Annotated in this window: 10 protein-coding genes; 3 read left to right on the forward strand and 7 right to left on the reverse strand. The window is 66.4% G+C overall.

Annotated elements, in window-relative coordinates:
- Positions 1-159: 159 nt before the first annotated feature.
- Positions 160-942 (forward strand): TetR/AcrR family transcriptional regulator, encoded by a 783-nt coding sequence (locus ACZ46K_RS28845; protein WP_277874525.1) that lies wholly within the window; start codon positions 160-162, stop codon positions 940-942.
- Positions 943-1026: 84 nt separating this feature from the next.
- Here the strand turns inward: ACZ46K_RS28845 and ACZ46K_RS28850 are convergent, their stop codons facing one another.
- Entirely contained in the window at positions 1027-2397 is a 1371-nt protein-coding gene (locus ACZ46K_RS28850) for a cation:dicarboxylate symporter family transporter (protein WP_464746124.1), read from the reverse strand.
- A 120-nt stretch (positions 2398-2517) separates the two neighbouring features.
- Between ACZ46K_RS28850 and ACZ46K_RS28855 the strand changes: the two genes are divergently transcribed.
- Both ACZ46K_RS28855 and ACZ46K_RS28860 read left to right on the forward strand, forming a co-directional pair.
- Positions 2518-4119 (forward strand): sensor histidine kinase, encoded by a 1602-nt coding sequence (locus ACZ46K_RS28855; protein WP_464746126.1) that lies wholly within the window; start codon positions 2518-2520, stop codon positions 4117-4119.
- A complete protein-coding gene (locus tag ACZ46K_RS28860) occupies positions 4116-4808 on the forward strand; it encodes a response regulator (RefSeq protein ID WP_054806565.1) in 693 nt (230 codons plus the stop codon). Before ACZ46K_RS28855 ends, ACZ46K_RS28860 begins: the two co-directional genes overlap by 4 nt.
- A gap of 9 nt (positions 4809-4817) precedes the next feature.
- On the opposite strand, the gene ACZ46K_RS28865 is transcribed toward ACZ46K_RS28860, so the two are convergent.
- The 6 genes from ACZ46K_RS28865 to ACZ46K_RS28890 form a co-directional block, all read right to left on the reverse strand.
- Entirely contained in the window at positions 4818-6644 is a 1827-nt protein-coding gene (locus ACZ46K_RS28865) for a siderophore-interacting protein (protein ID WP_054810358.1), read from the reverse strand.
- Positions 6645-6666: 22 nt separating this feature from the next.
- Positions 6667-6894 carry a phosphopantetheine-binding protein gene (locus ACZ46K_RS28870; protein WP_241997449.1) on the reverse strand — a complete coding sequence of 76 codons (228 nt, stop codon included), beginning with the start codon at positions 6892-6894 and terminating at the stop codon, positions 6667-6669.
- Positions 6895-6986: 92 nt separating this feature from the next.
- Positions 6987-20255 (reverse strand): amino acid adenylation domain-containing protein, encoded by a 13269-nt coding sequence (locus ACZ46K_RS28875; RefSeq protein ID WP_464746129.1) that lies wholly within the window; start codon positions 20253-20255, stop codon positions 6987-6989.
- Positions 20252-21874, reverse strand: a complete 1623-nt coding sequence (locus ACZ46K_RS28880; RefSeq protein ID WP_054810916.1) for a (2,3-dihydroxybenzoyl)adenylate synthase — start codon at positions 21872-21874, stop codon at positions 20252-20254. Before ACZ46K_RS28880 ends, ACZ46K_RS28875 begins: the two co-directional genes overlap by 4 nt.
- 117 nt (positions 21875-21991) lie before the next feature.
- Positions 21992-23779, reverse strand: a complete 1788-nt coding sequence (locus ACZ46K_RS28885; protein ID WP_464746130.1) for an ABC transporter ATP-binding protein — start codon at positions 23777-23779, stop codon at positions 21992-21994.
- Positions 23776-25506, reverse strand: coding sequence for an ABC transporter ATP-binding protein (locus ACZ46K_RS28890; RefSeq protein WP_464746132.1), 1731 nt, complete (start codon positions 25504-25506; stop codon positions 23776-23778). The genes ACZ46K_RS28885 and ACZ46K_RS28890 overlap by 4 nt, the downstream gene beginning before the upstream one ends.
- Positions 25507-25934 lie beyond the last annotated feature (428 nt).

The raw sequence follows: 25934 nt of genomic DNA on the forward strand, positions 1-25934 counted from the left end.
TAGCAACTCGACCCCACCTGGGTCGCATGCTCGGCAAACGTGGCCACAACGAGCGAAGAGCGCATTGACGTGGCTCAGGTAAACAGCCCTGACCTGCTGATAGCCTCGAATGCGGCGGCGCATGCACAGATCGTCAGACCCGAACACGAGAGGTGAACAGTGACAGCCAGTCGGCGTCAGAAGATCCTGGCCGAATCGGCTCGGCTTTTTTCCGAACGAGGAATGTCAGCCACCACAATCCGCGAGATCGCCGACGCGGTCGGGCTGAATTCCGGGACGCTGTACCACTACTTCAGTTCCAAGGATGCCATCGTTTCCGAGATCCTGAGGAGTTTCCTGACGGACCTGGTATGCAACTACGAGAGCGTCCGGGCCGAGCCCGAGACGGCCCGCCATCGTCTCGGGCTCATGGTCCGAGTCTCACTCGAAGTCGCAGACCAGCATCCCTACGCCACAGAGATCTATCAGAACGAGATCGAGAACCTCGGTGCGCTCCCCGAGTACACGGAGATCGCCGGTTCCGTCGAATCCTCGCACCGGGCATGGTTCGACGTTGTCGATGAAGGAGTACGCAATGGTGAATTCAATTCCGGTATAGACGTATTCGAGTTCCAGCGGATGATGCGAGAGTGCGTTTTCCAGTCGGTCAGATGGCACCGAGACACCCTCGCCGCCGACATCGAATCGATAACCGCCACTGTCACATCGGTTTTCTTCGACGGGTTCGCCCCGGCACGAACCGAATCAACCACCGTGACGCCGCCCCCGTCGCCGACGAAGGTGAAGCGCGAACCGGCGCCCGCCGAACCACCCATCGACACAGTGGACGACCTCCGCTCCGAACTGGACGAGCTACGCTCCGATATGCGTGCCATGCGCGGTCTTATGGAATCGTTGTCCAAGTCTCGCAACGCGAATGGCAACACCGCTACCGACGACTGACTTGCTGACCGGGCGGGCATACCGACAGGTCTCTACCAACCCGCCACTCGTGCGGCGGAGCGTGAATTCACCCTGACTACGGCACTACGGCCCAACAGCAGAGACTTTCTCGAGCCGCGACGGTTCCTTGGGAGGTTCCGGCATGTCGTCGTCACCGAGCATGCTCTCGTCGAACGGCACCCGGCCCGACAGCACCTCATCGACGCGTTCGCGGTCGACCGAGCGAGTCCACGTGCCGATCAGCAGCGTCGCGACGGCGTTGCCGGAGAAGTTGGTGACGGCGCGCGCCTCCGACATGAATCGGTCGACACCCACGATCAGCCCGACACCGTCGAGCAGATCCGGCCGATGACTCTGCAGGCCGCCTGCCAATGTCGCGAGACCGGCGCCGGTGACTCCCGCAGCACCCTTCGACGCGATGACCATGAACACCAGCAGCGACACCTGCTCCGACAACATGAGCGGACTGCCCATGGCGTCGGCGACGAACAGCGCAGCCATCGTCAGATAGATGGCGGTGCCGTCGAGGTTGAACGAGTAGCCCGTGGGCACCACGACACCGACCGTCGTGCGCTCGACACCGAGGTGCTCCATCTTGGCGATCAGACGAGGCAGAGCGGACTCCGACGACGAAGTCGCGAAGATCAGCAGATACTCGCGGGCGAGGTACCGGACGAGCTTGAAGACAGAGACTCCGGCGACGGCCTTGAGCAGCGAGCCGAGCACACCGAACACGAACACCAGGCACGTGAGGTAGAAGGCAAGCATCAGAGCGCCCAGCTGCACCACCGCGTTCAGGCCTGTCTGACCGACCACGTTCGCGATCGCACCGAACGCGCCGATCGGGGCGAGCCACAAGATCATCGTCAGGATCTTGAACACGAGCTTCTGGACATGCGCGACACCGCGCAGAATCGGCTCTCCGGACTTCCCGATGCCCTGGATCGCGAATCCGACGAGCAACGCCACGAACAGGGTCTGCAACACGCTACCGGCGGTGAGAGCGGACAGCAGCGACGTGGGGATGATCGAGGCGATGAAATCGGCGGTGCCGCCCGCGGCGTGTGCCTGCTCGGCGAGTGCGGCGCCCGAGCCGGCGGTCGACGGATCGAGTGTCAGGCCCGAACCTGGATCGAGGAGGTTGCCGACACCGAGACCGATCGCGAGAGCGACCGTCGACATTCCGATGAAGTAGATCAGGGCGAGACCGCCGATGCGTCCGACGCTGGCAGCAGCACGCACCGATCCGATGCCGAGCACGATCGTGCAGAAGATGACCGGGCTGATCATCATCTTGATGAGATCGACGAACATGGTGCCGAGGACACCGAGCGACTTACCCGTTTCCGGGGCCAACCATCCGACGACCACCCCGGCGACCACCGCGACGATGACGCCGATATACAGCCAGTGGGTACGGTCGCGGCGTGTGGAACCGCTCTTACTGATGCTCATTGTGCGCCCTTCGCGTCTGGTGACCGGAGTCACGTCCACCCTGGAAAATGGTGGTACCCGGAAAGCCGCGGGAGAAGATTGCGTGCATTGAGTTCATGCACGTCGAATGCGCGAGGACATATGCCGGAACCCCGACAGCACCGCCCACTCAGCGTCGCCCGACAGCTGCTGATCCTGCAGCTGGTGGTGTTCACTGTGATGGTCGTGGCGGCCGGAGCCCTGTTCATCGTCGACGAACGCCGTGAGGCGGACCGGGCAACGAGCAGAGAAGTGATCGAGATCGCCGATACCATCGCGCGGTTTCCCGAGGTCGCAGAGGGCATCTCCGCCGGTGACCCCGTGGGGACGCTGCAAGAGCGGGCCGAGGAAGTGCGCGCCGCGACCGGCGTCGACTTCGTGGTGGTGATGACCGAGGACGCAATCCGGCTCACGCACCCGACTCCGGAGGAGATCGGACGCCCGTTCACAGGGAACACCGAGTCGGCACGCGCGGGCGAGACCTTCGCCGAGACGTACACCGGGTCGCTCGGCCCCTCCATCCGTGCGGTCGCGCCGGTCTACGGTCAGGATGAAGAACTCGTCGGCTTCGTGTCCGTCGGAGTGACCAGGCAGCGGATCTGGCAGGGCTTCCTGGACGGTCTTCCGACCATCATCGGTGTGGTTGCGGCCGGGGTCGCGGTCAGCGCGGCGGGTGCCTATCTCATCGCTCGCCGGTTGCGAAGGCAGACGCTGGGACTCGACCCCCGGCAGCTACGTCTGCTCTACGAGCACCACGACGCCGTCCTCCACTCCATCGGCGAAGGTCTGCTGGTGTTCGGTACCGACGCTTCCTCCCAACCGCGGATCGACGTGATCAACGACGAAGCCCGCCGCCTGCTCGAAGTTCCTTCCGACCGCGCCGCACGATTCGACGACCTCCCCGAAACCCTCCGGGAGCTTGCCCGCCGGGGCGACGACGTGCGCGACGAAATGCATGTGACCGGAAACCGGGTGCTCGTGGTCAACAGTGACGCAGTGCTCTGGGAAGGACGACGACTGGGCGCCGTGGTCACGCTCCGCGACCACACCGAACTGCAGAACGTCCTGGGCGAACTCGATTCTGTGCGGGGGTTCGCGGAGTCCCTGCGAACCCAGGCGCACGAATCGGCGAACCGGCTGCACACGATCGTCACGATGGTGGAGTTGGGTCGCACCGACGAGGCGGTCTCGTTCGCTACCCACGAGCTGGCGTTGTCGCAGTCGCTGATAGATCGCCTCACCACAGCGGTCCGTGAACCTGCTCTGGTTGCGCTGCTGCTCGGAAAGTCCAGCGACGCCTCGACCCGCGGTGTCGCGCTGACCGTCACCGAGGACACCGCGCTCGAGTCCACCCCGCCGATGAGCACCGGGGATCTCGTCACCCTCGTCGGCAATCTCGTCGACAACGCCATCGATGCGTCACGCGCTTCCGACGACCCGTGGGTCGAAGTCGCAATACGGCAGGAGGGGTCGACGATGGTCGTGGAAGTGGCAGACAGCGGACCGGGGATGACCGCGGAGACACTCGCCCACGCGACACAGCGCGGATACTCCACGAAGTCCGATCATCACGGTCTCGGGCTGGCGCTTGTCAGCCAGGTCGTGAACCGGTACCGCGGCACGGTGCACACCGAGTCGTCACTCGCTTCGATGGTCGTCGTCGAGATCCCGATGGGGCCCGGAAGGGACGGTACCGAATCATGATTCGTGTACTCATCGTCGAAGATGAACCTCTCATCGCGGACGCGCACCGCGAATATCTGGGCAGATTACCGGAATTCACGGTTTCCGGTGTCGCACATACAGGGCAGGACGCGTTGCGCACGGTTGCCGCGGCCGCTCACGCGGGTGAACCGATCGACCTCGTACTCCTCGACATCGGACTGCCCGACACCAGCGGACTCGATATCGCGGCCGCGCTCAGCGTGTTCCACCCGAGTCCCGACATCATCGCCGTGACCTCGGCGCGCGAACTCGAGGTGGTGCGCACCGCCGTCGCCCGCGGAATCGTGCTGTATCTGCTCAAGCCGTTCACCTTCGCAGCGCTTCGCGACAAGCTCGAACGCTACGTGTCGTACCGCGAGGCACTCGACAGCGCGGGTAGAGCCGCCGGACAACACGAGATCGATCGCGCGATGGCGGCATTGCGAACATCCGACACACGCGCGTCGAGCCCGAAGGGCATCGCCCCCGCGACACTCGACCGGATCGTCGGCTTCCTCCGAGAGGTCGACGAGCCGTGCACCGCCGCACAGGTAGGTGAAGGGATCGGGGTGTCGCGGGTGACGGCGTGGCGTTATCTCGAACGTCTTGCCGACGACGGCGCGCTCGTGCGACTCACCGAATACGGCAAGGCCGGTCGTCCGCAGGTGCGCTACGCCCGACGAACGTGACGCACCCTGTCAGTGAGTACCGGTGAACTCCACGACCGTCGATCCCCAGCCGATCGCTCCGAAGCGCGGTGTTCCACAGCCTGATTTCGATATCAGAGCGGACAGCTCGGCCTCGGTGCGCTGACCCGATCCGTGGAGACACAATTTCAGGAGGTCGGCCTCGGTGTCGTGGTCGTCGGTGGTCTCCGGGTCGAGCAGATCGGTCACCAGCACGACCCGGCGCGCGGACGCACCGAGCGCCCCGATCAGCATTCGCGCGTCAGCATCCGGATGGCAGTCGACCATCTCGACCGCAACGGCCAGGTCGACGGGTGCTGCGAGGGCGGTGAACTCGCTCCCGTCGATACGCCTGATCCGGTCCCGGCGCGACTCCGCAACATCACCCAGATTCCTGGTGTTCTGCGCCGGGAGCCCCACCAGGGAGATCTCGAGGTCCGGCAGCACCCGGGCGAGGTTGTCGGCGTACACCCCGGCGCCCTCTCCGTAGATCGCGACGGTACGTACGCCGTCGAGATCGACGGCATCCGGCAGTGCCGGCGCGCGGTAGACGGATCCGAAGGCGACCTCCTCGTGGAAGCCGTCCACGAACCCGGGATCCTTCTGCTTGTCCGCGAAGCTGTGTCCTGCCGCGGGCGCTCCTGTCCGAACCGATTCGAGCAGTCCGAGGAACGCCATGTCGAGGCGGGTGTGAATCTTGTCGAAGTGCAGAGCCTGACTGGCGAACGCGTCCTGATCGGCCAGGATCGACCCCATCTCGGTGAGCGCGAAGCGCCCCTCGTCCACCGAGACCAGGTCCATCAGCACGAGGTGGCGCAGCAGTTTCGCGGTTGCACCGGGGTGGGTTCTGCACTCGGCGGCGACCGTCTCCGCCGTATCGGCACCGCCGTCGATCGCCTCGAACAACCCGACGGTGACCGCCGTCCTGATCGCCAACGGGGGCAGCAACTCCGACATCTCGTGCAGCTGCTCGTCCGGGTCGATCTCGACGTCAGCAGCGACCGGTGACGCCGGTCCTGTCTGCGCGACCTCGCGGTGACGCCAGTACCCGGCGATCTCCACGAATTGCTTGGCGATCTCCTTGTCCAGCTTCGCCCAGCGCCGCAGCGGCTTGATCGTCAGAGTCTCGCCCGCGACCCACAGGTACGGCTGCCCCGGCCTCCACTGCGCTGCCTTCACCGTCTCGACCAACCGCGACTCACCGTCGTTCTCGGAGCGGAACAGCCACGTCACGTCCAGGGGCGCCTCGCATTTCAGCTCCTGTCGATGCGACGGCTCGGCAACCTCGATCACCACCGTCGCGGGCAGATCCGAGGGGAGTTGCTCGAGGCAGTGCGCGATCGCGGGCAGCGCCGTCTCGTCACCGGCGATCAGCATCCAGTCGACGCCGGCGGGGAGACCGGCCGAGTGCTTCGGCCCTGCCATGAGGACCGTCTCCCCCGGTTGCACGCGATTCGCCCAGTCGGAGGCCAATCCACCCTCGTGCATGGCGAAATCGATCGCCATCTCGCGCGTGTCCTCGTCGAAGGAACGAACCGTGTAGGTCCGGGCGTACTGGAACGATCCCGACGGCCATTCGACAGCGCCGCTGTCGGAATTTCGCGGCACCTCGAACGGCAGTTCTCCGGTCCGGGGGTCGACCGGCAACAGCTTGACGTCGTCGTCGAAACCGCTGGTCCGCACCGCAGGCAACTGAACACCGTCTCGAACATGACTGTCCATCGACGGACCACCGACCGTCACCCGGCGCATGCCGGGAGTGACATCCTCGACTCGGAGGACGTCCACCTCTCGGATACAGATCGGAAATACCTCGACTTCACGGGCGGTCCCAGCCATCGATAGACCTTTCTTTCGAAAATCAGTACTCGCCGAGCGCGACGGCAACCCAGTGTGCCACGGTCGGATCGGCGGCGAGCGTCGGGAAATCGATGTCCGGAACGCCCGCAGACCGCCATCGCTCCACAAGCCCCATGATCCGAATGGAATCCAGCCCCTCGTCGAGCAGATTCAGCTCGTCGCTGATGTACTCGGGCGGCTGATCCAGGGCCGTCGCGATGTCTCCGATGACGGTCTCACGAGTGAGCACAGTGTCGTCCTTCCGATTTCGAATCAGTTTTCTTCTCCGCACCCACCGGCGCCGAGCCGAACCTCAACTTGCTGAACCTCGACGTGGTGGACCTACTCGAGCGCCGGCAGAATCTGCCGCCATCCGGTCTCCGACACGATGCCGTCGTGGTCCTCGTCCACCACGTGAACGACGAGCTCGCCGCCGTGAATCCGTCGCCACCGGTCGGCGAAGCCATCGGACGGCTTTCCGCGCTGCGCCTCGAACAACGTGACGATGCCCGAGTATCCGGGTGCCTTCGCAGTCCTCAGGAGCAACGATGTGTAAGTGAAGTTCGCGGCGATGTCGTCTGCCAACTCCGCCGGAAGCTCACGTGCCGGTGCTGCCGGAACGTCGGAGTTTCGCCCATCCAGCGGCTCGCTGTCCACGAGGCCGACGAAGGCGATCGTCTCGCCCGCCTCCGTCAACATCGCGGCCATCGCGTGAGCGAGCGTTCCGCCGAACGAGTATCCGAGCAGGCGGTACGGCCCTCGCGGTTGTTCACGACGTACCGCACGGACGTGATGTTCGACGAGCTCGTCGAAGGTACCCGGACGATCTCCCTGGGGAAGTTGCAGCCCGACGACCGGGCGATCGAGCATCGACGCCAGTGATGCGAACTGCCAGGCGTAGCCCCCGGCCGGATGGATGCAGAACAACGGCTCACCTGTTCCGTCCCGTCCGAATCGGATCACATCGTCCGGTACCTCGTCGACACCGCCGTCACGCCGGGAGTCGATGAGTTCCGCGACCGACGCAACCGACTGACGCTCGAGGAGCTCCCGGACGTCCACTCGAACGGACGTGTCGCGCTCGAGCCGAGAAACCATCCGCATGGCCGCCAGCGAGTCGCCCCCGCAGTCGGCGAAGCCGTCGTCGGCTCCCACTTCGTCCAATCCGAGCAGCTCGCAGAAGATGGCGGCCACCGTCCACTGGGTCGGCGTGCGCAGCGAATCAGCGACGTTGCGACGCGGCGGCTCCGGCAGCGCCGCGCGGTCCAGCTTGCCGTTGACCGTGAGCGGGATGGTGTCCACTCGCACGATCTGCGCGGGCACGAGATGCGCGGGGACGATCTCACGCAGCTGTGCGCGCAGGTCGCTCTCCGAGTCGGCCCCCTCACCCACGACGTAGCCGATCAGCCGCGCCACAGGGCCGTTCGATCGGACCGTTGCGGCGGCTCGCGTCACACCGGGCAACGCTTCGAGCGCCGACTCGACTTCGCCGAGTTCGATTCTGATGCCGCGAATCTTGACTTGGCGATCGACCCGTCCCAGGTACTCCACGCGGCCGCCGGCGAGGTACCGCACGAGGTCGCCGGTGCGATACATCCGCTCTCCGGCTGCGAACGGATCAGCGACGAACACCGATGCCGTCTGTCCGTGCCGGCCTCGATACCCGTGCGCGACACCGTCACCGGACATGTAGAGTTCACCGACCGCTCCGACGGCGACCGGGCGCAGCCCGGAATCGAGGACACGTGCGCAGGCATTGCGGATCGGCCGACCGAGGCAGGGACTTTCACTGTCCGCGACGGCCGATCCCATCGCATTGATGGTGAATTCGGTCGGTCCGTAGAGGTCGTAGCCGTCGATTCCGTCCTGCTCACGCAACCGGGTCCACAATTCCTGCGGAACGGCCTCGCCGCCGAGCATCACCAGCTTCGGAGCCCGCTCGTCGTCGAGCAGACCGGCAGCGATCAGTTCCCGTGCATACGACGGTGTCACGTTCACGACGTCGATTCCGACAGTTCGATAATGCTGGACCAGCGTGCGCGGATCGGCTCTCGCCGCCTCGTCGATGACATGCACGTGATGGCCTGCCAGCAACCAGAACAGCTCTTCCCACGACATGTCGAAGGAGAACGACACGGTGTGCGCGATGCGCAACTGCCGGCCGTCGACGAGCTGCTCTGTCCCGCGGAAGATCTCGTCACGGTGATTGTGGTACATCGTCGTCAGACCACGATGACCGACCTGGACGCCCTTGGGTTTACCCGTCGATCCCGACGTGTAGATGACGTAGGCGGGCTGGTCCGGATGGATGGGTCCACCGATGCGGTGCATCGGCACATTCGGTGCGGGACGAGCCCCCGACAGCACCTCGGCCACCGCGGGCTCTGCGAGATCGACGACGGAAACCCCTGGCAGACCGGAAGCCACCTCTGCCACCCGCTCGGTCCGCGCATCGGCCGTGATCACAGTGCGGGCGCCGCTGTCGAGCACGATCTCCCGCAGTCGCGAACCCGGATGCTCGAGGTCGAGCGGCAGGTACGCGGCGCCGGTGCGCATCACCGCGAAGATCGCCACCACGTGATCGGCGATTCGCGGCAGCATCAGTGCGACCAGATCGCCTGCGCCCACACCGGACGCAGCCAGGTACCGCGCCAGCGCGGTCACGCGGTCGTCGAATTCCCGAGCGGTCAACGTCTCGGTACCACAGGTCAATGCGGGTGCATCGGGGGTGGAGGCAGCACGTTCGCACAGGAGGGTGTCGATACTTCCCTCCACGGCGCCGGGCAGCGGAATCGCCACGCGGGGCGCCGTCAGTGCGGTGCGTTCGAGTTCGCCGTGTCCGCGACCGGATTCGGCCACCGTGACCCGGCCCCGCGCCCGAAGTCCTGCGATCTCGACGAGCATGCCGGTCATGATCTCGAGAAGCGACGCGGCGGTCTCGTCGTCGACGAGATCGGGGCGGTTCTCGATGGTCACCTCCATCGCGCCGCTTCGACTCCGGGGGTCGACATCGACGGTGATCGCATAGTGGGTGGCGTCCGTCGCGTCTGCAGCGATGATCCCTGCGCGTTCGAACACACCGAATCGCGCCGCGTCCCCACCGACATTGCGGAACACCAGCAACGTGTCGAACAGCACCCCGAAACCGGCGGCCCGGGCGATCTCGCCCAGCCCGGCGTGCTGGTGCTCGATCAGACCGCTCTGTTCGACGAACAACTGGCGCAGCATGTCCGACAGTGTCGACGCCGAGCGCAGCCGCACCCGGACGGGCACGGTGTTCAGTGTCAGCCCGACCATGCGATCGACGTCGGGTACGAGCGGGTCGCGACCCGACACGGTGGACCCGAAGACCACGTCGTCGCGGCCGGTGAACCGGCGCAACGTGAGCGCCCACGCGAGCGACATCACGGTCGACACGGTCACGCCGTGCTCCGCTGCGACCGCCACGATCTCGTCACGTACCGAGTCGTCGAGCCCGGCCGTGACGCGGCTCGGCAGAGACATCGTACCGGGGTCCGCGTTCGGTGCCACCAATGTCGGCTCGCCGAGGTCGGCCAGGTTCAGTGCCCACGCCTTCTCCGCAACCACGGTGTCGCGGTCGGCCAGATAGCGCAGGTGATCGGTGAAGTCGGCTGCAGGAAGCAGCACGCGCTGCAACGCCGCCGTCACCTCCCGATCGCCCTCACCGCCCTCCTGATGCAACCCGACCAGCATCTTCGCGACGCCGTAGAGAGTGAACAGCTCGGTGAAGAGCACTCCCTGGGACCACGCGTCCGACAGCAGGTGATGCTGGGTCAGCACCAGGTGCTCTGCCGAATCGGGTCCGGTCGCCAGGACCGCGCGCACCAACGGCGCGCGGTCGAGCTCGAAGGGTCGTGCGAACTCGTCCGCGGCAACGGAATCGAAGTCTGCGGGCGAGTCGACCGACTGCTCTTCGACCGTGAGCGACACCGGCGCAAGGATCGCGACCGGTTCCGGGAACATCGAATGTGTGAACGCGGCACCGAGGTTCGGGTACCGCCGAACGATCGCGACGAGGGCAGCTGCCAGCGCCCGACGGTCGACGGGCTGCGGGAACGTGAAGCGGTGCTGTACGTGGTAGCTGTCCGTGGCACCTCGTCCGCCGGTGACGGATTGGAAGTACATGCCCCGTTGCAGCGGTGTCAGCGGCAGCACCTGCTGCCATCCCGGATACTGGGCCTCCACGAGTGCTCTTGCGGCGGAGTCCATCTCGACGAGTTCGGAACGCTCGTGCGCCCCGTCCTCTCCGGTCACCATCCGTACGGCACGGTCGGCCAATTCTGCGAGCGTGTCGCACTCGAACACATCGGCGACCGCGATGCGCACACCGCGCCCGGACGCGGACGAGACGAACCGGACCGCGGCAATGCTGTCACCGCCGATCGCGAAGAAGTTCGACTGCAGGTCGATCTCGGTTCCGAGCACTTCTTCCGCTGCCGCAGCGAGATCGGAGGCAACCGATGCCGGCACCTGTTCAGCGGTGGCCGCGAGCGCACTGCTCACCGACGCCGGCGCCATCGGAGATGGTAGGGCCGCACGGTCGAGCTTGCCGTTCAATGTGCGGGGCAGTGTCTCGACAACGGTGATCGACTGGGGAACGAACTGATCCGGTAGCATCTCTGCGAGTGACTGACGCATCCGGGCGGGATCGGTCGTCGCACCGTCGGCGACGACGACATACCCGAAGAGTCTGGCGCTTCCGTCCGCGATCGCAGCGACCTTCGCTGCCGCGTCACCGACGCCGGGCAGCGCCCGCAACGCGGTCTCTACTTCGCCGAGCTCGATCCGGAATCCGCGCACCTTGACCTGGTCGTCCGTGCGTCGCAGGTATTCGATCCGGCCGCGGCGTGTGCGTACCGCGTCGCCGGTCCGGTACAGGCGCTCCCCCGGCCGCCGAGGATCGGCGACGAAGCGGGCTGCGGTCAGCGCCGGTCGATTCAGGTAGCCGCGCGCGATCTGTGCGCCACCCAGGTACAGCTCGCCGAACGCCCCTTCCGGAACCTCGCGGAGGAGGTCGTCGAGGATGCGGGCCTGCACATCGATCCAGGGTTCACCGATCGTGACCGGCGCGTCCTTCGTGAGCCGATCCGCCGTCGCCCACACCGTGGCTTCCGTGGGGCCGTACACATTCCAGACCTCGTCGCTCACGGTGGTCAGCTGCTCCGCCAGTTCTGCGGGTACTGCCTCACCGCCGACCAGAGCACGCGTCACGCGCACCGAGGGCACGGTCAGGAGCAGTCGCCACAGCGAGGGGGTCGCCTGCACGACCGTGGCGCCGGTGGTCGTGATCAGCGCAGCGAGCTTCTCCGGGTCGATCACCGACGCGCGCGGAGCCACCACGACGGACGCGCCGACCGCCAGCGGGCACAGCAGTTCGAGCACCGCGATGTCGAACGACACCGTGGTCACCGCGACCACGCGATCGTCCGGGCGGACCCATCCCAGCGTGCTCACGGAATCCGCGAAGGCCGCGAGATTGGACGAGGTCACCATGACACCCTTGGGTTTTCCGGTCGTCCCCGAGGTGTGGATGATGTAGGCCAACCCGTCGTCGGCGACGGGCACCTCCGGCAGCGCTGTGTCCGCATGCGAGTCGGCATCTGCGGCGTCCACCCGCACCGTCGGTAGGTCCATCCATGCGACGTCGTCGACCGTGGCGTCCGATGTCAGGACACAGACCGGCCGTGCGTCGTCGATCATGTACCGCACGCGATCACGGGGGTAGTCGACGTCCAGCGGCAGATAGGTGGCACCGCACCGGAGTACCGCGAGCAGTGCCACGGGAAGGTCCCCGCCCCTGCCGACCGCGACACCGACGACGGATCCGGACCGCACCCCGTGTGAGGTCAATTCGCGTGCTACCGCGTCCACACGAACTCCCGCGTCGCGATAGCTCGTCTCCTGCCCGTCCGCGACGATGGCTGTGGCCTCGGGTCGCTCGCTGACCTGGTGCAGGAACCGCTCGACCACCGTGCGTGGAGTCACGTCGCGCGTCGGTCCGTTCTCGGCGACGATGCGATCGAGTTGTGCGATGGGCCGGTCCGGCTGCTCGATGATGTGGGTGAGCGTGAGGATCAGCTCGTCGAGCATATGGGCGACCGTGTCGTCATCGAACAGGTCGGCCGCCGCTCCCAGACGGATCTCGGCCTGAGCATCGCGCTCACGGAGCCAGACTGCGACGTCCATGCGCGCCGGTGGATCGATCGGCTCGACGGGAGTTGCGGTGACATCTCCCAGCGCGATCGGTGCGCCGAGGACCTCGTGCCCGACCATCGTCTGGAACAGCGGGTGGCGTCCGGCCGCACGCTCCGGTGCGATCGCGTCGACGACACGATCGAACGGCACGTGCTGATGCTCCAACGCGCCGAGCCCGGCGGTGCGCACCCGGTCGAGGACCTGTCCGGGTGTCGGGTTTCCGCTCAGATCGATCCGGTGCACGGTCGTGTTCACCAGGTACCCGACAGTGTCGCGGAATCGTCCGTCCTCGAGAAGTTCCCGATCCGAGACCGTCGTGCCCAGAGGAATGTCGGTGCCTGCTCCGAACCGCTGCCACGTCAACGCGACCGCGGCCTCGAGCAGCATCAGTGCCGATACCCCGTGATGCACTGCAGCACGCTGCATACCGCTGGTCGTCGTCTCGTCGAGCCGGCGTGAAGCTTCGGCGGATCGATACGTCGACTGTCGCGGGCGTGGCCGATCGGTCGGCAGTTCGAGTTCGGACGGCAGGGCGGTGAGCTGTGCAGACCAGTACTGCAGCGCACGGTCTGCCTCTGCAGACCTCGTCCGTGTCCGGTCTGCCGCGGCGAATTCGTCGAAAGCGGGTGCAGCAGGGGGCAGTTGCGGGGTTCTCCCCGCCAGCCGTTCGCGATATGCCAGGGCCAGAGCGTCGAGAAGCACGGGCACCGATGCACCGTCCACGGCGATGTGGTGGATCACGATCACGAGGGCCACCCATCCGGGCCCCCGGAGCTGGGCTGCACGTGCAGGCACGTCGGACTCGATGTCGAATGCCGACTCCGGGTCCTGGATTTCGAGGCGCACAGCGGTGTCGAGGTCGAGGCCCGTGCTGCGGTCGCGCAGTTCGGGAATCGCACTCTCCGGCAGCACGTGAACTCGGGGTTCACCGTTGTCCCCGGCGGGATAGCAGGTACGGAGAATCACGTGGTGCTCCAGCAGATCTCGCCATGCCGCGTTCAGGGCCTGCGTGTCGAGAGCATCGGACAGCTCGAGGACGATGGGAACGTCGTGAGCTCGGGATACGCTGTCCAGCCGCTGCACGATCCACAGACGTTCCTGCGCGGACGACAGAACCGGCTCACCGGAGGGCGCTTCCTGTGCGGGTGCATCCGGCACCTCGAGAGCGTCGACGGTCTGCGCGCGGGCCGCAAGCGCCCGGGGCGTGCGCGCCGCGAAGATATCGGCGACCGTGACGACGATGCCGTGCCGTCGCAGACTGCTCACCGCGCGCATCGCCACCAGCGAGTGCCCACCGCGATCGAAGAAGTCGTCGTCCGGTAGCAACGCGGTCTCGAGAACCTCACCCAACCGCGCCGTGACAGTGTCCACGACGTGCGGCGCACCCGAGGCCGCAGGCACGCGCGGGGCGATGCTCCGCGCCGGCAGCATCTCGATCGTGTCCGGCACGAACTCGGCCGCCGGACGATCCAGGTCCTCGATCATCTCGGCGATCACGATCGGAAGCGCCGCCGCGACCATCTCCGCCGTTCGCCCGTCCACGACCACCGGGTCGTGGTCGACGACCAGCCGGAAGCGGTCGCCGGGGGGCGCCAGCAGCGACAACGGGTACTGCGTCGTGCTGATGTTGCCGATCCCGATGATGTGGGTCGAATCGCCGGAGTCCGCAGAGTCCGCACCGAACCTCGCGGGATAGTTCTCGAACACCACCAGGGTGTCGAACAGACCGGTTCTCCCTCGCACAGTGCTGCAGGTCTCGATCTCGGACAGCGGCAGGTGCTCGGCGTCGCCGAGGTCGTACTGTTCACGCTGACTGTCCTGCAACACTTCCCGCAGCGGGCGATCGTCCATGCGCATGCGGACCGGCACGGTGTTGCTGAACAGACCCACCATCGTTTCGACCCGCGCGAGATCTGCGGGTCGCCCGGACACCGTAGTACCGAAGACCACATCGCCGCGCCCGACGAGCGCAGACAGCACGGCACTCCACGCCCCCTGCACGAAGGTATTGACGGTCAGCCCGTTCTCGCGCGCAGCCTCCGCGAGCCGCGCACCGAGCGCGTCGTCGACCGTGATCTCGGTTGCCACGGGGTGCTCCGCGGTACCCTCCCCTCGTGCAACCAAGGTGGGCTCCGTCATGCCTTCCAGACGCCGACGCCACGCTACGTGCAGTGCGTCCCTGTCCAGGCGGGCCAGCCACCGAAGGAAGTCGGCGTAGTCCGGGGCAATCGGCAGGCCGGTGGCGCCATGGTTGTAGAGGTGGACCAGTTCGCGCAACACGATCGGAGTCGACCATCCGTCGGTCACGAGATGGTGCGCATTGAGGATCAGTTGTGTCCGCGCCCCGGGAAGCCGGAGCACATGTGCCGCCAGCAGCGGACCACGCCGGACGTCGAATACCCGGCCTGCGGCACTGCGGTGTGCCTCTGCCGCCGCGGCGGCTGCCGCAGCCGGGGGAAGATGACCGAGATCGGAGACACGCCACGGAATATCGACGACCCGCGGGATCGTCGCCGCAGGCTCGTCCACACCTTCGAAATGGAAGCCGGCCGACAGATTCCGATGCCGGGCGACGACGGCCGTGAAAGCGGATCGCAACCGGTCGACGTCGAGTTCGCCGGCGAGATCGACGACCGCCGTCAGGACGTACGGGTCGTGATCGGTGAAGCGCGCCGCATGCGCGAGCAGACCTTCCTGCAGCGGCGAGAGCGGCAGGATCTCGGCCAACGGTCCGGTCACGGACTCCAGAGCGGAGATCTGACTCTGAGTTACGGCGACGTCGTCGCAGTCGGCCGCGCTCAGGCCACCGGGGTGCAACGCCGCGTGCGCCGCCAGGCTTTCCAGCGCTCGGCCGAAGTGGTCCTGGAGTGCGGTGACGGATACCGCGTCGAGCAGTTCGCCTGCGGCTGTCCATTCGATCGACAGCGCCGGACCGTCGGGGCCGTCGTGCACGAACGCGTTGATCGCCAACACTTCCGTGAGCGTTCGTCCGTCCGGCTCCACCACTCCGAATCCGTCGTCTCCGACCGTGCGCCACCCGTCGCCCGACAGAGCCGCGGGTTTACCGAGGTAGTTGAGCACGATCTGAGGGGCCGGAAGTGTCGTGAGCGGTTCACCGGCCTCGTCCAGGAATCGCAGCACCCCGTATCCGATTCCGTTGTCGCGGAACGCCCGCCGACGCGCTTTGATCTCGTGGAGGATCTCGGCGAGCACGTGCCCGCCACCCGTCGCTTCGGCCAGACGCTCGTCCGAGTCGATGATCTCGGCGGGCACCGAGACCGGATATTCCGTGGTGAACCAGCCGACGGTCGATCCACGCTCGACGCCCGCGTCTGCGTCGCGGCCGTGCCCCTCCATCAGAACCGGGAAGTCACCGGTCGACGTTCCGCGGTACGCACGCATCGCGACGGTCAGTGCCGCGAGCAGCACCTCGTCGGGGCGTGCGCGATACTTGGAGCACAGGTCGTCGAGGACGGCGGCGGTGACCGCGGGCGAGGTGTCCGTTCGCGTCACTGTCGTCGTCGAGTGGGTGTCGATTCCGCGACGCAGATCGGATTCGACGAGCACCCGCGATCCCGATCCGAGGACCGCACGCCACGCATCCAGTTCGTCGACGTATCGGTGCACCGCACCGCGGGAAGCCAACTCGGCCGCACGATGACGCCACGACTCACCGGTGGTGGGCGGGAGTGCCCGACCACTGCACGCCGCTACCAGGTCGGCCATCAGGACGTTCCAGGACACGGCGTCGACAGCGAAGTGATGCACCACCGTCAGCACGCGATCGCTGCCGTCGGACATGCGAACGATGATCAAACGCAGCAGGTCTCCGATAGTTGGTGACAGTCCGGCTGCAGCCTCACGTACCCACGATGCCACCTCACGAGTGAAGTCGTCCGCGGAGACCGGTCCGCGTTCCGCGATCTGCACGGCCACGTCGGTCGGGGCCGGGATGTCCGCGGTGTCACCGTCACGGACGATCATCCGCAGCGCCGGGTGCCGATCCAGCAGGGTCTGTGCGCCCGCGACCAGCGCGTCACGGTCGATGTCGCCGTCGAGCTCCACTGCGGTCCACTGCGCGTACGAGGCCACGTCGTCGACGGTGTCGGCGCGCAGAATGTTGCGCATGATCGGTGTGGTCGGCGCCGACCCGATTCCGGCGTCGTCCGTGATCTCCGTGGCATCGTCGACCAACTCGCGACCGATCTGCGCGAGGGTCGCCAGATCGCGACCGGACAGCAGTTCCTTGGGAGTGAGCACGAGGCCGTGGGTGCGCAGACGGCTGCTGATGCTGATCGCACCGATACTGTCGCCGCCGAGTGTGAAGAGGTCTGCGTCCAGCGATACCTCTGCGACACCCAGCACCTCGCCGATGACGGCGCACAGGGCGTATTCCGCAGACGTGCCGGGTTTGCGGTTCTCTCCGCCGCTCGCGGCACCGGAGCCGAGCGGATCCGGCAGTCGCTTGCGATCGATCTTGCCGTTGACCGTCACCGGCATCTCGTCGAGAACGATGACGGCGGAGGGAACCAGGTGATCCGGCACCCGGGACAGCAGCTCACGCCGGATGTCGTCACCCGCCAGTACGTCATCGTCGGACGTCACGTAGCCGATGAGCTTCGCCGACAGTCCGGATCCGACGACCACCGCAACCGCAGCGGATACGGAAAGGCACTGCGACAATGCGGTTTCCACCTCGCGCAGTTCGACGCGGTGGCCTCGGATCTTCACCTGGTCGTCGGCACGACCGCGGTATTCGAAACCGGTCTCCGGATTCCAGCGTGCGAGATCGCCGGTGCGGTACATGCGACCGCCCGGGGCACCGAACGGATCTGCGACAAAGCGGTCGGCCGTCGCACCCGGACGTCCGAGGTAGCCACGGGCGAGTTGAGGTCCGGCCAGATACAGCTCACCGGTCTCCCCCTCGAGGACGGGCTGCAGTGCCGCGTCGAGGAGGTACGCCGCGGTACCTTCCAGCGGCGTACCGATGTGCACATCGGAGCCGGTGACCTCGGCCGCGATCGCATCCACGGTGGCCTCGGTGGGCCCGTACATGTTGTAGACCCGGGCCGGACTCCGCCCGAGCTGTTCGGCCAGCGCGGAAGGCAACGCTTCACCACCGACGACGATCGTGCCGACGGCGTGCCGCATGTCCTCGGAGGACGTCGAGATCAGTCCCGCCTCGACGAGGAACGCCGCCATGGACGGGGTCGTGTCGACGACGTCGATCGCGTCGTCCGTGAACTTCTGGATCTGCATATCGGCGTCGCGCTGGATATCGCTGCCGTAGAGATGGATTCGATGTCCGTCGACGATCCACAACAGCGGATCGAGAGAGGCGTCGAACGCGAACGAGGTGGTATGGGCGACGTGCAGTTGCCGTCCACCGGCGCGCTCACGCGCGTCGGCGTACACCGTGCCGCGCTGGCGATGAACAAGGTGCGCGAGGCCTCCCGAGCGGACGACCACTCCCTTGGGAGTACCCGTCGAGCCCGAGGTGAACAGGACGTAGGCCATGTCGTCGGGGTGCGGGGTGGTCGCCAATTCGTCGGCACTCAACCGGTCGCCGGCGAGTGCGGCGAGCTCGGACTCGATCGGATCCGATCCGAGTCGGACGATGTCACACTCTGCATTGGTGACCGGGGGCTCGTCGTTGCAGAGCAGCAACGACGGGCGTGCGAGATCGACCAAGCCGTCGAGACGCTCCGTCGGGTACGCCGGGTCGAGCACCACGTAGGCGGCACCGGCCTCCCAGACCGCGAAGATGCACGCCACGATGTCGGCGGTCCGCGGAAGCGCGATCGCCACGATGTCGTCCGGTCCGACCCCGCGAGACCGGATCAGCCGTGCGAGCCGGTAGCTACGCTCAGCGAGTTGCACTGCAGTGAGGGAGGTTTCGGAGTCCGTGAGCACCACGTCGCTGGCGTGGAGGGCCACCATGTCCGCGAACATGTCGGCGACCGATCGCGCCCCGGCATTCGGCAGTGCGGCCGGAGTCCACCCGTCGGCGGGCCCTCGTCCGCTCAGATCCAGCCGGCCGAGCGGCAGGCGATCGGGTGAACACAGCGCGCGCACCAGCGTGGCCAGACCCTCGACCCTCGCGTCGACCTCGGCCGCGGACACGGTACGGGCGTCGACCTCGAACCCGAGCATCATTCGCCCACCGTCGATCGGTGTGGCCGTCAGTCCCAGTTCCTCCGGTGGACCACCCGCGACGTTACGCAAGGTTCCGACGGCCCCTGCGAAGTCGAGGTCGAAATCGAATGCCTTGAGGTTGATCCCGACGCCGTGAAGCACGGCACCCGCTCCGGGTGCGGCCAGGTCACGTACGAGATCCTCACCGCGATAACGCTGGTGCTCGCGCAGCTCACCCAGCGCGGTCGCGACTGTCGATCCCAGCGCCGAGATGTCATCGGAGAGCGACACCGAGACCCGCAACGGCAGCACGTTGACTGCCATCGACGGAGTCGTGAGGGCGGTGCGCGTAGTGCGCACCATGATGGGCAGCGCCAGAACGACGTCGGTGGTCCCGTGCAGTCGTGCAACGAATCCCGCGTAGGCACCGATCAGCAGGTCGGCCCACGTGCATCCGCACTCGTCGGCGATCAGCTCGAGCCGCTTCCTGACGTCTGCATCCAGGATCGCGCGCGCGGAATGCGTCTGCGCTGCCGATCCGAGGTCGGCGCCGCCGCGGCGGCCGTGCAGTGCGGGCAGCGGATCGAGGCGTGCCGTCCAATAGGCACGGTCCAGCGCCGCCTGCTCGGAGTTCCGGTACTCCACGTCCTCGGTGACGACATCGGCGATCGAGCCGAAAGTATTCGGGCGGAGACGCTTTCCGGTCATCGCGGCGGTGTAGCGTGTCGCCAACCGTCGGGAGATCATCGCCGCGGAGTAACCGTCGACGATCAGATGGTGGTACAGCTGAACACACCACACCTGCGTCGACGACAACCGGAGCAGGGTATAGGTGAAGAGTTCCCGATCCTCCATGTCGCGGGCTGCACGGGCGGCGTCGGCGCGGATCCGGGTCACTGTCTCGTCTGCTGCGGCGTGAGGATTCTCCTCGTCGCAGAGGTCGACGACGGGGATCGACAACGCCTCGCCGGGAGCGATCCACTGGCGGGGTCCGTCTTCGGTCTCGACGAATCGCAATCTCATCGTCTCGGCCTCGGTGACGGTCGCCGAGATCTCCGCGATCAGCACCGACAGATCGATCTCCACCCCCGCCGCGGAGCCGTCGATCTCGAGTACCTCACCCACGAGGTAGTACGGCGAATCCGGTTCGAGTCGTTGCGCGTTCCAGATTCCCAATTGCGCTCCGGTCAGCGGCAGCAGCGTGGGGGCAGCGGTAGTGGGGACAGGGGCCGCGGCGGGGTGCCCTTCAGTAAGTGTCATTCGCCCTGACTCTTCTTGTCGATCTTGCCGACCGAGGTGGTCGGAAACTCGGTGACGAATTCGAATCGATCCGGGATCGTGTACGCAGCCACCTGCCGTTCGGTGCGGAGGAACGCGCGCAACTGTGACGCCGTGGGCGTCCCGGACTCGGAGTCGCGCCGGATCACGTACGCACAGATGCGTTCGCCCAGAGCGTCGTCCGGAATACCCACGACGGATACGTCGTGGATCTCGTGGTGTGCCAGGAGATGGTTCTCCACCATCGCCGGCGCGATCTTCTCGCCTCCGCGATTGATCTGGTCCTTGCTTCGGCCCACGACCGTGAGGTATCCGCGTGGGTCCCGGACCACGATGTCGCCGGTCGCGTAGAACCCGTCGGCCGTGAACGACTTCCGGTTGTGCTCCGGCGCCCGGTAGTAGCCGCGGATCGTGTACGGACCGCGGGTCTGCAGGTGCCCCGCAACGCCATCGGCCACCGGCACGCCGGCGTCGTCGACGACCCGCACCTCGTCGTCGGGCGAGATGGGGCGTCCCTGCGTGGTGGTGACGGTCTCGTCGTCGTCACCGGTGCGCGTGTAGTTGACCAGGCCTTCGGCCATTCCGAACACCTGGGTCAGAGTGCATCCGAGTTCCGGGGCGACGCGCCGGGCCGCTTCCTCCGGGAGTTTCGCGCCGCCCACCCAGACCGATTCGAGGGAGGAGATGTCGCGATCGGCGAGAGCAGACGAGTTCAGCCACGCGATCAGCACTGGAGGCACGAGCGCCGCGTGGGTGATCGCATGTTCTTCGATCAGTCGCAAGCAGGTGTCCGGGCTGGGATCCGGGGACATCACCACACAACCACCGACGGCGATCATTCCCAGGAGGCCCGGCGAACTCATCGTGAAGTTGTGCGAGATCGGCAGTACCGCGAGCATCACCGAGGAGCTGTCGATGTGGCAGATGCGAGCACTCTCCCGCACCGAGTACAGGTAGTCGTCGTGAGTGCGTGGGATCAGTTTCGGGGTGCCGGTGGTACCGCCCGAGAGCTGGAGGAACGCCACGTCCGAGGGCAGCGAGCGGTCGACCCGAGGCAAGGGCGGGCCGGCCGCCCAGGATTCGTCTCCGATCGGAATCACGAAGGTCGAGACGTCTGGGAAATCGGTATCGATCTCCGTCGCGAGGTCTCCGTACGAGGTGAGACCGAACTTGTCGACGGTGACGTACCCGCGGGCCGTTGCCGCCGTGCAGAACTGGTGGATCTCGGCGGAGCGATGTGCCGCCAGGGCGAACACCGGCAACGCACCGATCTCGAACAGCGCGAACACGACCTCGACGTACTCGACGGTGTTCGGCATATGGACGATCACGCGGTCGCCGCGGCCGAGTCCCTCGGCGGCGAAGGCGCCCGCGATGACCTGCACTCGCTCCGAGAGTCCGGCGTAGGTCAATGTGCGCCGGAGATCCACCACCGCCGGCCGATCCGGATGTGCCGACACAGCGCCGGCGAGGAGTGCCGAATGTGTCTGCCCGATCCAGTACCCCTTCTCGCGGTACTCCGCAGCGAACTCTGCTGGATAGTCCACCACCCCGTCGAGCCGAAGCGGGGAGACGACCGGATCGACCGTCCCGTCACGCATCGGCATCGTGTGAACGGAACTCGTCGGTATTGCCATTGCATCCCTCTCGCTTCGGTCTTCAGCGGGGGGGTTCGGCTCTGCCCCGCTGTGCCAGAAAGTCCTTTGCCGCGCGCACGGTCACTGCCGATGCATGCTCCATGCATCCCACAGTTCGCAGTAGCGGCCGTCACGCGCGATCAACTGCTCGTGCGTGCCCTCTTCTGCCACCGTCCCGTTCTCCATCAACAGAATTCGGTCCGCATCTCGGGTCTGCCCCAAGCGGTGTGCGACGACGAGGGCGCTGCGTCCGTCGAGCGCCGCGCGAGCGGCACGCTCGAGTAGCGAGGCGCCGGCGCTGCCGGCATCCGCAGTGGCCTCGTCGAGAATCACCATCGGCGGATCCGCAAGTACCAGTCGCGCCAAAGCGAGTTGCTGGGCCTGCATGGGCGTGAGCTGATGGCCGGCGTCCCCGACGACGGTGTCGAGTCCGTCGGGAAGCAGATCGAACCAGTCGCCGGCGAGGACGGTCCGCAACGCTGCCTCCATGGTGGCGTCATCGGCTGTCGGGTTCGCGAGGGCGAGATCGTCACGCAATGATCCGGCGAAGACGTGCACCTCTTGTGTGACCAAGGTGATCCGCTGGGCGCGCGCGGTTTCCGGTACATCTCCGATGTCGACGCCACCGAACCGGATCGCCCCCGAATCGGGGGTCCGGACACCGGCGAGCAGTGCCGCCAGCGTCGACTTACCCGCGCCCGAGGATCCCACGACTGCGACCGTTTCGCCGGGTGCGACATCGAGGTCGATGCCGCGGATGACGTCCCGCCCGGGCGTGTAACCGAAGGTCACGTTCCTCACCGCGAGCGCGCCTCGCGACGGCAGCCGCGATGCGCTCTCCCCTTCGTCTCCTTCGGTCTCCTCCGCCGTACGTACCTCGATCACACCGACGATCCGTGCGAGCGATGCGAGCGCCGATTGCAACTCGTCGATGACCAGGAGGAGGTCGTCGATCGGCGCGAACAGCCTGAGGAAGAGCAACATTGCCGTCGTCGTCGCACCCACGGTGAGTGCATCGGCTCCCACCAGGAGGTATCCGGCGACGAGCAGGCCGGCCATGACGACGAACTGCCCGGAGTTGAGCCGTCCGTAGAAGCGGTTCTGCACGATGCGTGCGCGCATCGACCAGCGCACCACCTCCCACGAGTGCGATCCGATGCGATCCGCCAGTCGCGGCGACAGGTCGTACGCGTGCACCGTGCGAAGTCCGTGTACGCCGCCCAGAACCTGTTGTGCTCGAAGCCCCATAGCCACCCGCTCGGCCGCGTAGATTGCCGGCGCCTTGCGCAGATACCAGCGGACCGCGAACACGTAGATCGGCAGGGCCACCACGAGCACCGCGAGGAATCGCCAGTCGAGAGCGGTCAGTCCCACGGCGGTGAGCACCACCGTGAACAACGACGTCGACAGCGCAGGCACCACCGTGCTGATGGCTCGGGACACCTCCTCGACGTCGTCCGTAGCGCGCGAGACGAGATCGCCGCTACCCGCCGCCTCCACCCGTTCCAGTGGCAGCGACAGACTCGTCGTGAACATCCGCTCGCGCAGCCGCGCCAGAATCATCTCGAAGAGCCTGGAAGACAAGATGACTCCCAGTGCGGTAAATCCGGCGAAGGCCAGCGCAGCACCGATCATGGCCGCGCCGAGTAGCCAGATCCGGCCCGTGCCGTTCCCGTCGATGACGGTGTCGACCATCCGACCGAGCGCCCACGGAGCAACGAGCCCCAGCGCAGCCCCGACGACCATCGTCGCCACGACCGTGATCAGGCGGGTGCCCTGTCCGTGCATCGTGCGGCGGACCTCGTGCCACACGGATCGTGCGTCGGCGATCGGAAGTCTTGGTGACTCGGAAATCGACTGGGTGGTCATCGTGAAGGCTCCATCAGCGTCGAATCGATATCGCTGCTCATCTCGCCGGTGGCGGCGTCGATTCGCCACACAGTCGACGCTGCCGCCAACAGCGCCGGCGACGAGGTGAACACGATGGTGGTCTTTCCGGCCCGGGAAGCCGCGATGCGACCGGCGACGGTCGCTTCCGTCACCGAATCGACGGCCGTCGTCGGGTCGAGCAAGACCAGGATGTCAGGGTCCGCGGCGAGGGCCCGTGCCAGCGAGACGCGCTGCCGCTGCCCGCCCGACAACAGTCGGCCGGCCTCTCCGACGTCGGTGGCGAGCCCGTCGGGAAGCGTCGCCAGCACATCGTCGCAGGCTGCTGCGAAGACCGCACGAGTCACGGCCTCGTCGGTGACGTCGGCGGTTGCCGCGATGTTCTCCTCGATCGTTCCCTCGAACAGGTCGCTCTCGTGCGGGGCGACGAGCAGGGTTCGTGTACGCACCTCGTGGGGCAGAGAGCGGACATCCACACCGCCGACGGTGATCGTTCCGACGTTCGGCTTCACCAGTCCGGCAAGCACGTCGGCGAATGCAGAGGTGGTGGCCGCGTCTGCATCGACAGCGACGAAATCCCCTTCGGGGACGAGGCGGTCGATATCGGTCGCGGTACCGCACGCAACACCGTCGAATCGCAGTTCGAAGCCGTGCGGAGCATGCGGGTCAGCGGCGTCTTCGTTCGAATACGGTGCCTGCAGCACCGTGAGGACGCGTTCCGCCGAGGCCAGCGCCTGCGCCCAGATGGCACCGAAGTTTGCCGCGAACGCTTGGAGGGGACCCATGACGAACTGGGTCACTGCCACAACGGTGATGAGTTGGCCGATGGTCAGCTCGCCGCCGACCGCCATCAATCCGGCAGCGATCGCGACTCCGGCGATGAACAGCCCGGAGACGATCTCCATCGACCCGAGGTAGCCTGCGCGGGCGACGTTCGCCTTGAGCGTGCCCTGCAGCGCGCGTTCGCTGGCAGCCAGGTATCGGCGTCCCGCCTCGTGTTCCGCGCCGAGTCCTTTGACGATCCTGAAGCCTCCCACGAGATCCGCAGCAGTACCTGCAGCCTCTCCCGCCACCTGCTGTTCCTGCATGCTTCGTTTGCGCAACGGCGAACCGGCGCGGTCCATCACCCACAGCATCAGCGGCGCCGCCACCAGGATCGCCAGTCCGAGCGGCCACGAGATGAAGAGCAGGATGATCGCCGAGAAGACCACCGCGGCGAATTCACCCAATGGGTACACGACGATCGCGACCGACATGGCAAGTTGACGTGCGTCGGACGTCGCGATGCTCAGCAACATTCCGGGTTGCCGCGACGGACCACCCAGTCCCCGCGCATCGAGGATCCGGTCGGTGATCCGCGTCCGCACCTGATGCTGAATCGACTGCATGCCGAGGAATCCGACGCGGGATCCGAACCGGAAGGTGAACGATACGAGGGCGAAATCGACGGCGAGCACCACGACCCACAGCACCAGTTGACCCGAGTCGTTCGTGCTGATCGCCCGGTCGATGGCCACGCCCATGATGACCGGAACGAGTGCCGCACACAGTTGATGGACGATCAGCAGCAGACCGCCCGGGACCGTGTACTTCTTCGCCGCGAACATCGTCCGCAGCGTCAGCTCCCGCGGAGTCGTGGATTCCGTGACGTCTATGTGTTTGGTGCGCAGCGGTGTCGCAGGCGCTTCGAAGAAAACTGGCAGTTGCATGTACTCGGCTCTCCTGGCCCATGACGGAGCCACCGATGTCGCGGCAGCTCCGAGTGGTCGGTACGTCAGTGGGTCGGCACGGTGCCGAGCACTGCGGATGACCCGTCCCCGGCGTTCGTTCGCGCGCGGAAGTGGGCTCGTCGCGGGTGGAGTGCAGATCCACGCGCGTCAAGGTGCACGAATCCATCTCTGGTACAACATGAACCAGAACTCTCGTACAGAACCTGGACACGCCTCGTAGACACAATCCGCCCCTCACCCGGTATCAGTAATGGGAGCCTAACCTACCTCGGGTCGATCAGTACAGGCCTAGCCCTGAGCGTGGCGTGTCGGTCGCCCGGAAACGGAGGATGCCCTCCGGATTGTGCCCTGACGGGCGTACATCCGGAGGGCATCGCGCACCTCGTCGGCGACCTACCGGGGCCGCT

It is taken from the genome of Rhodococcus sp. JCM 9793 (assembly GCF_055380405.1).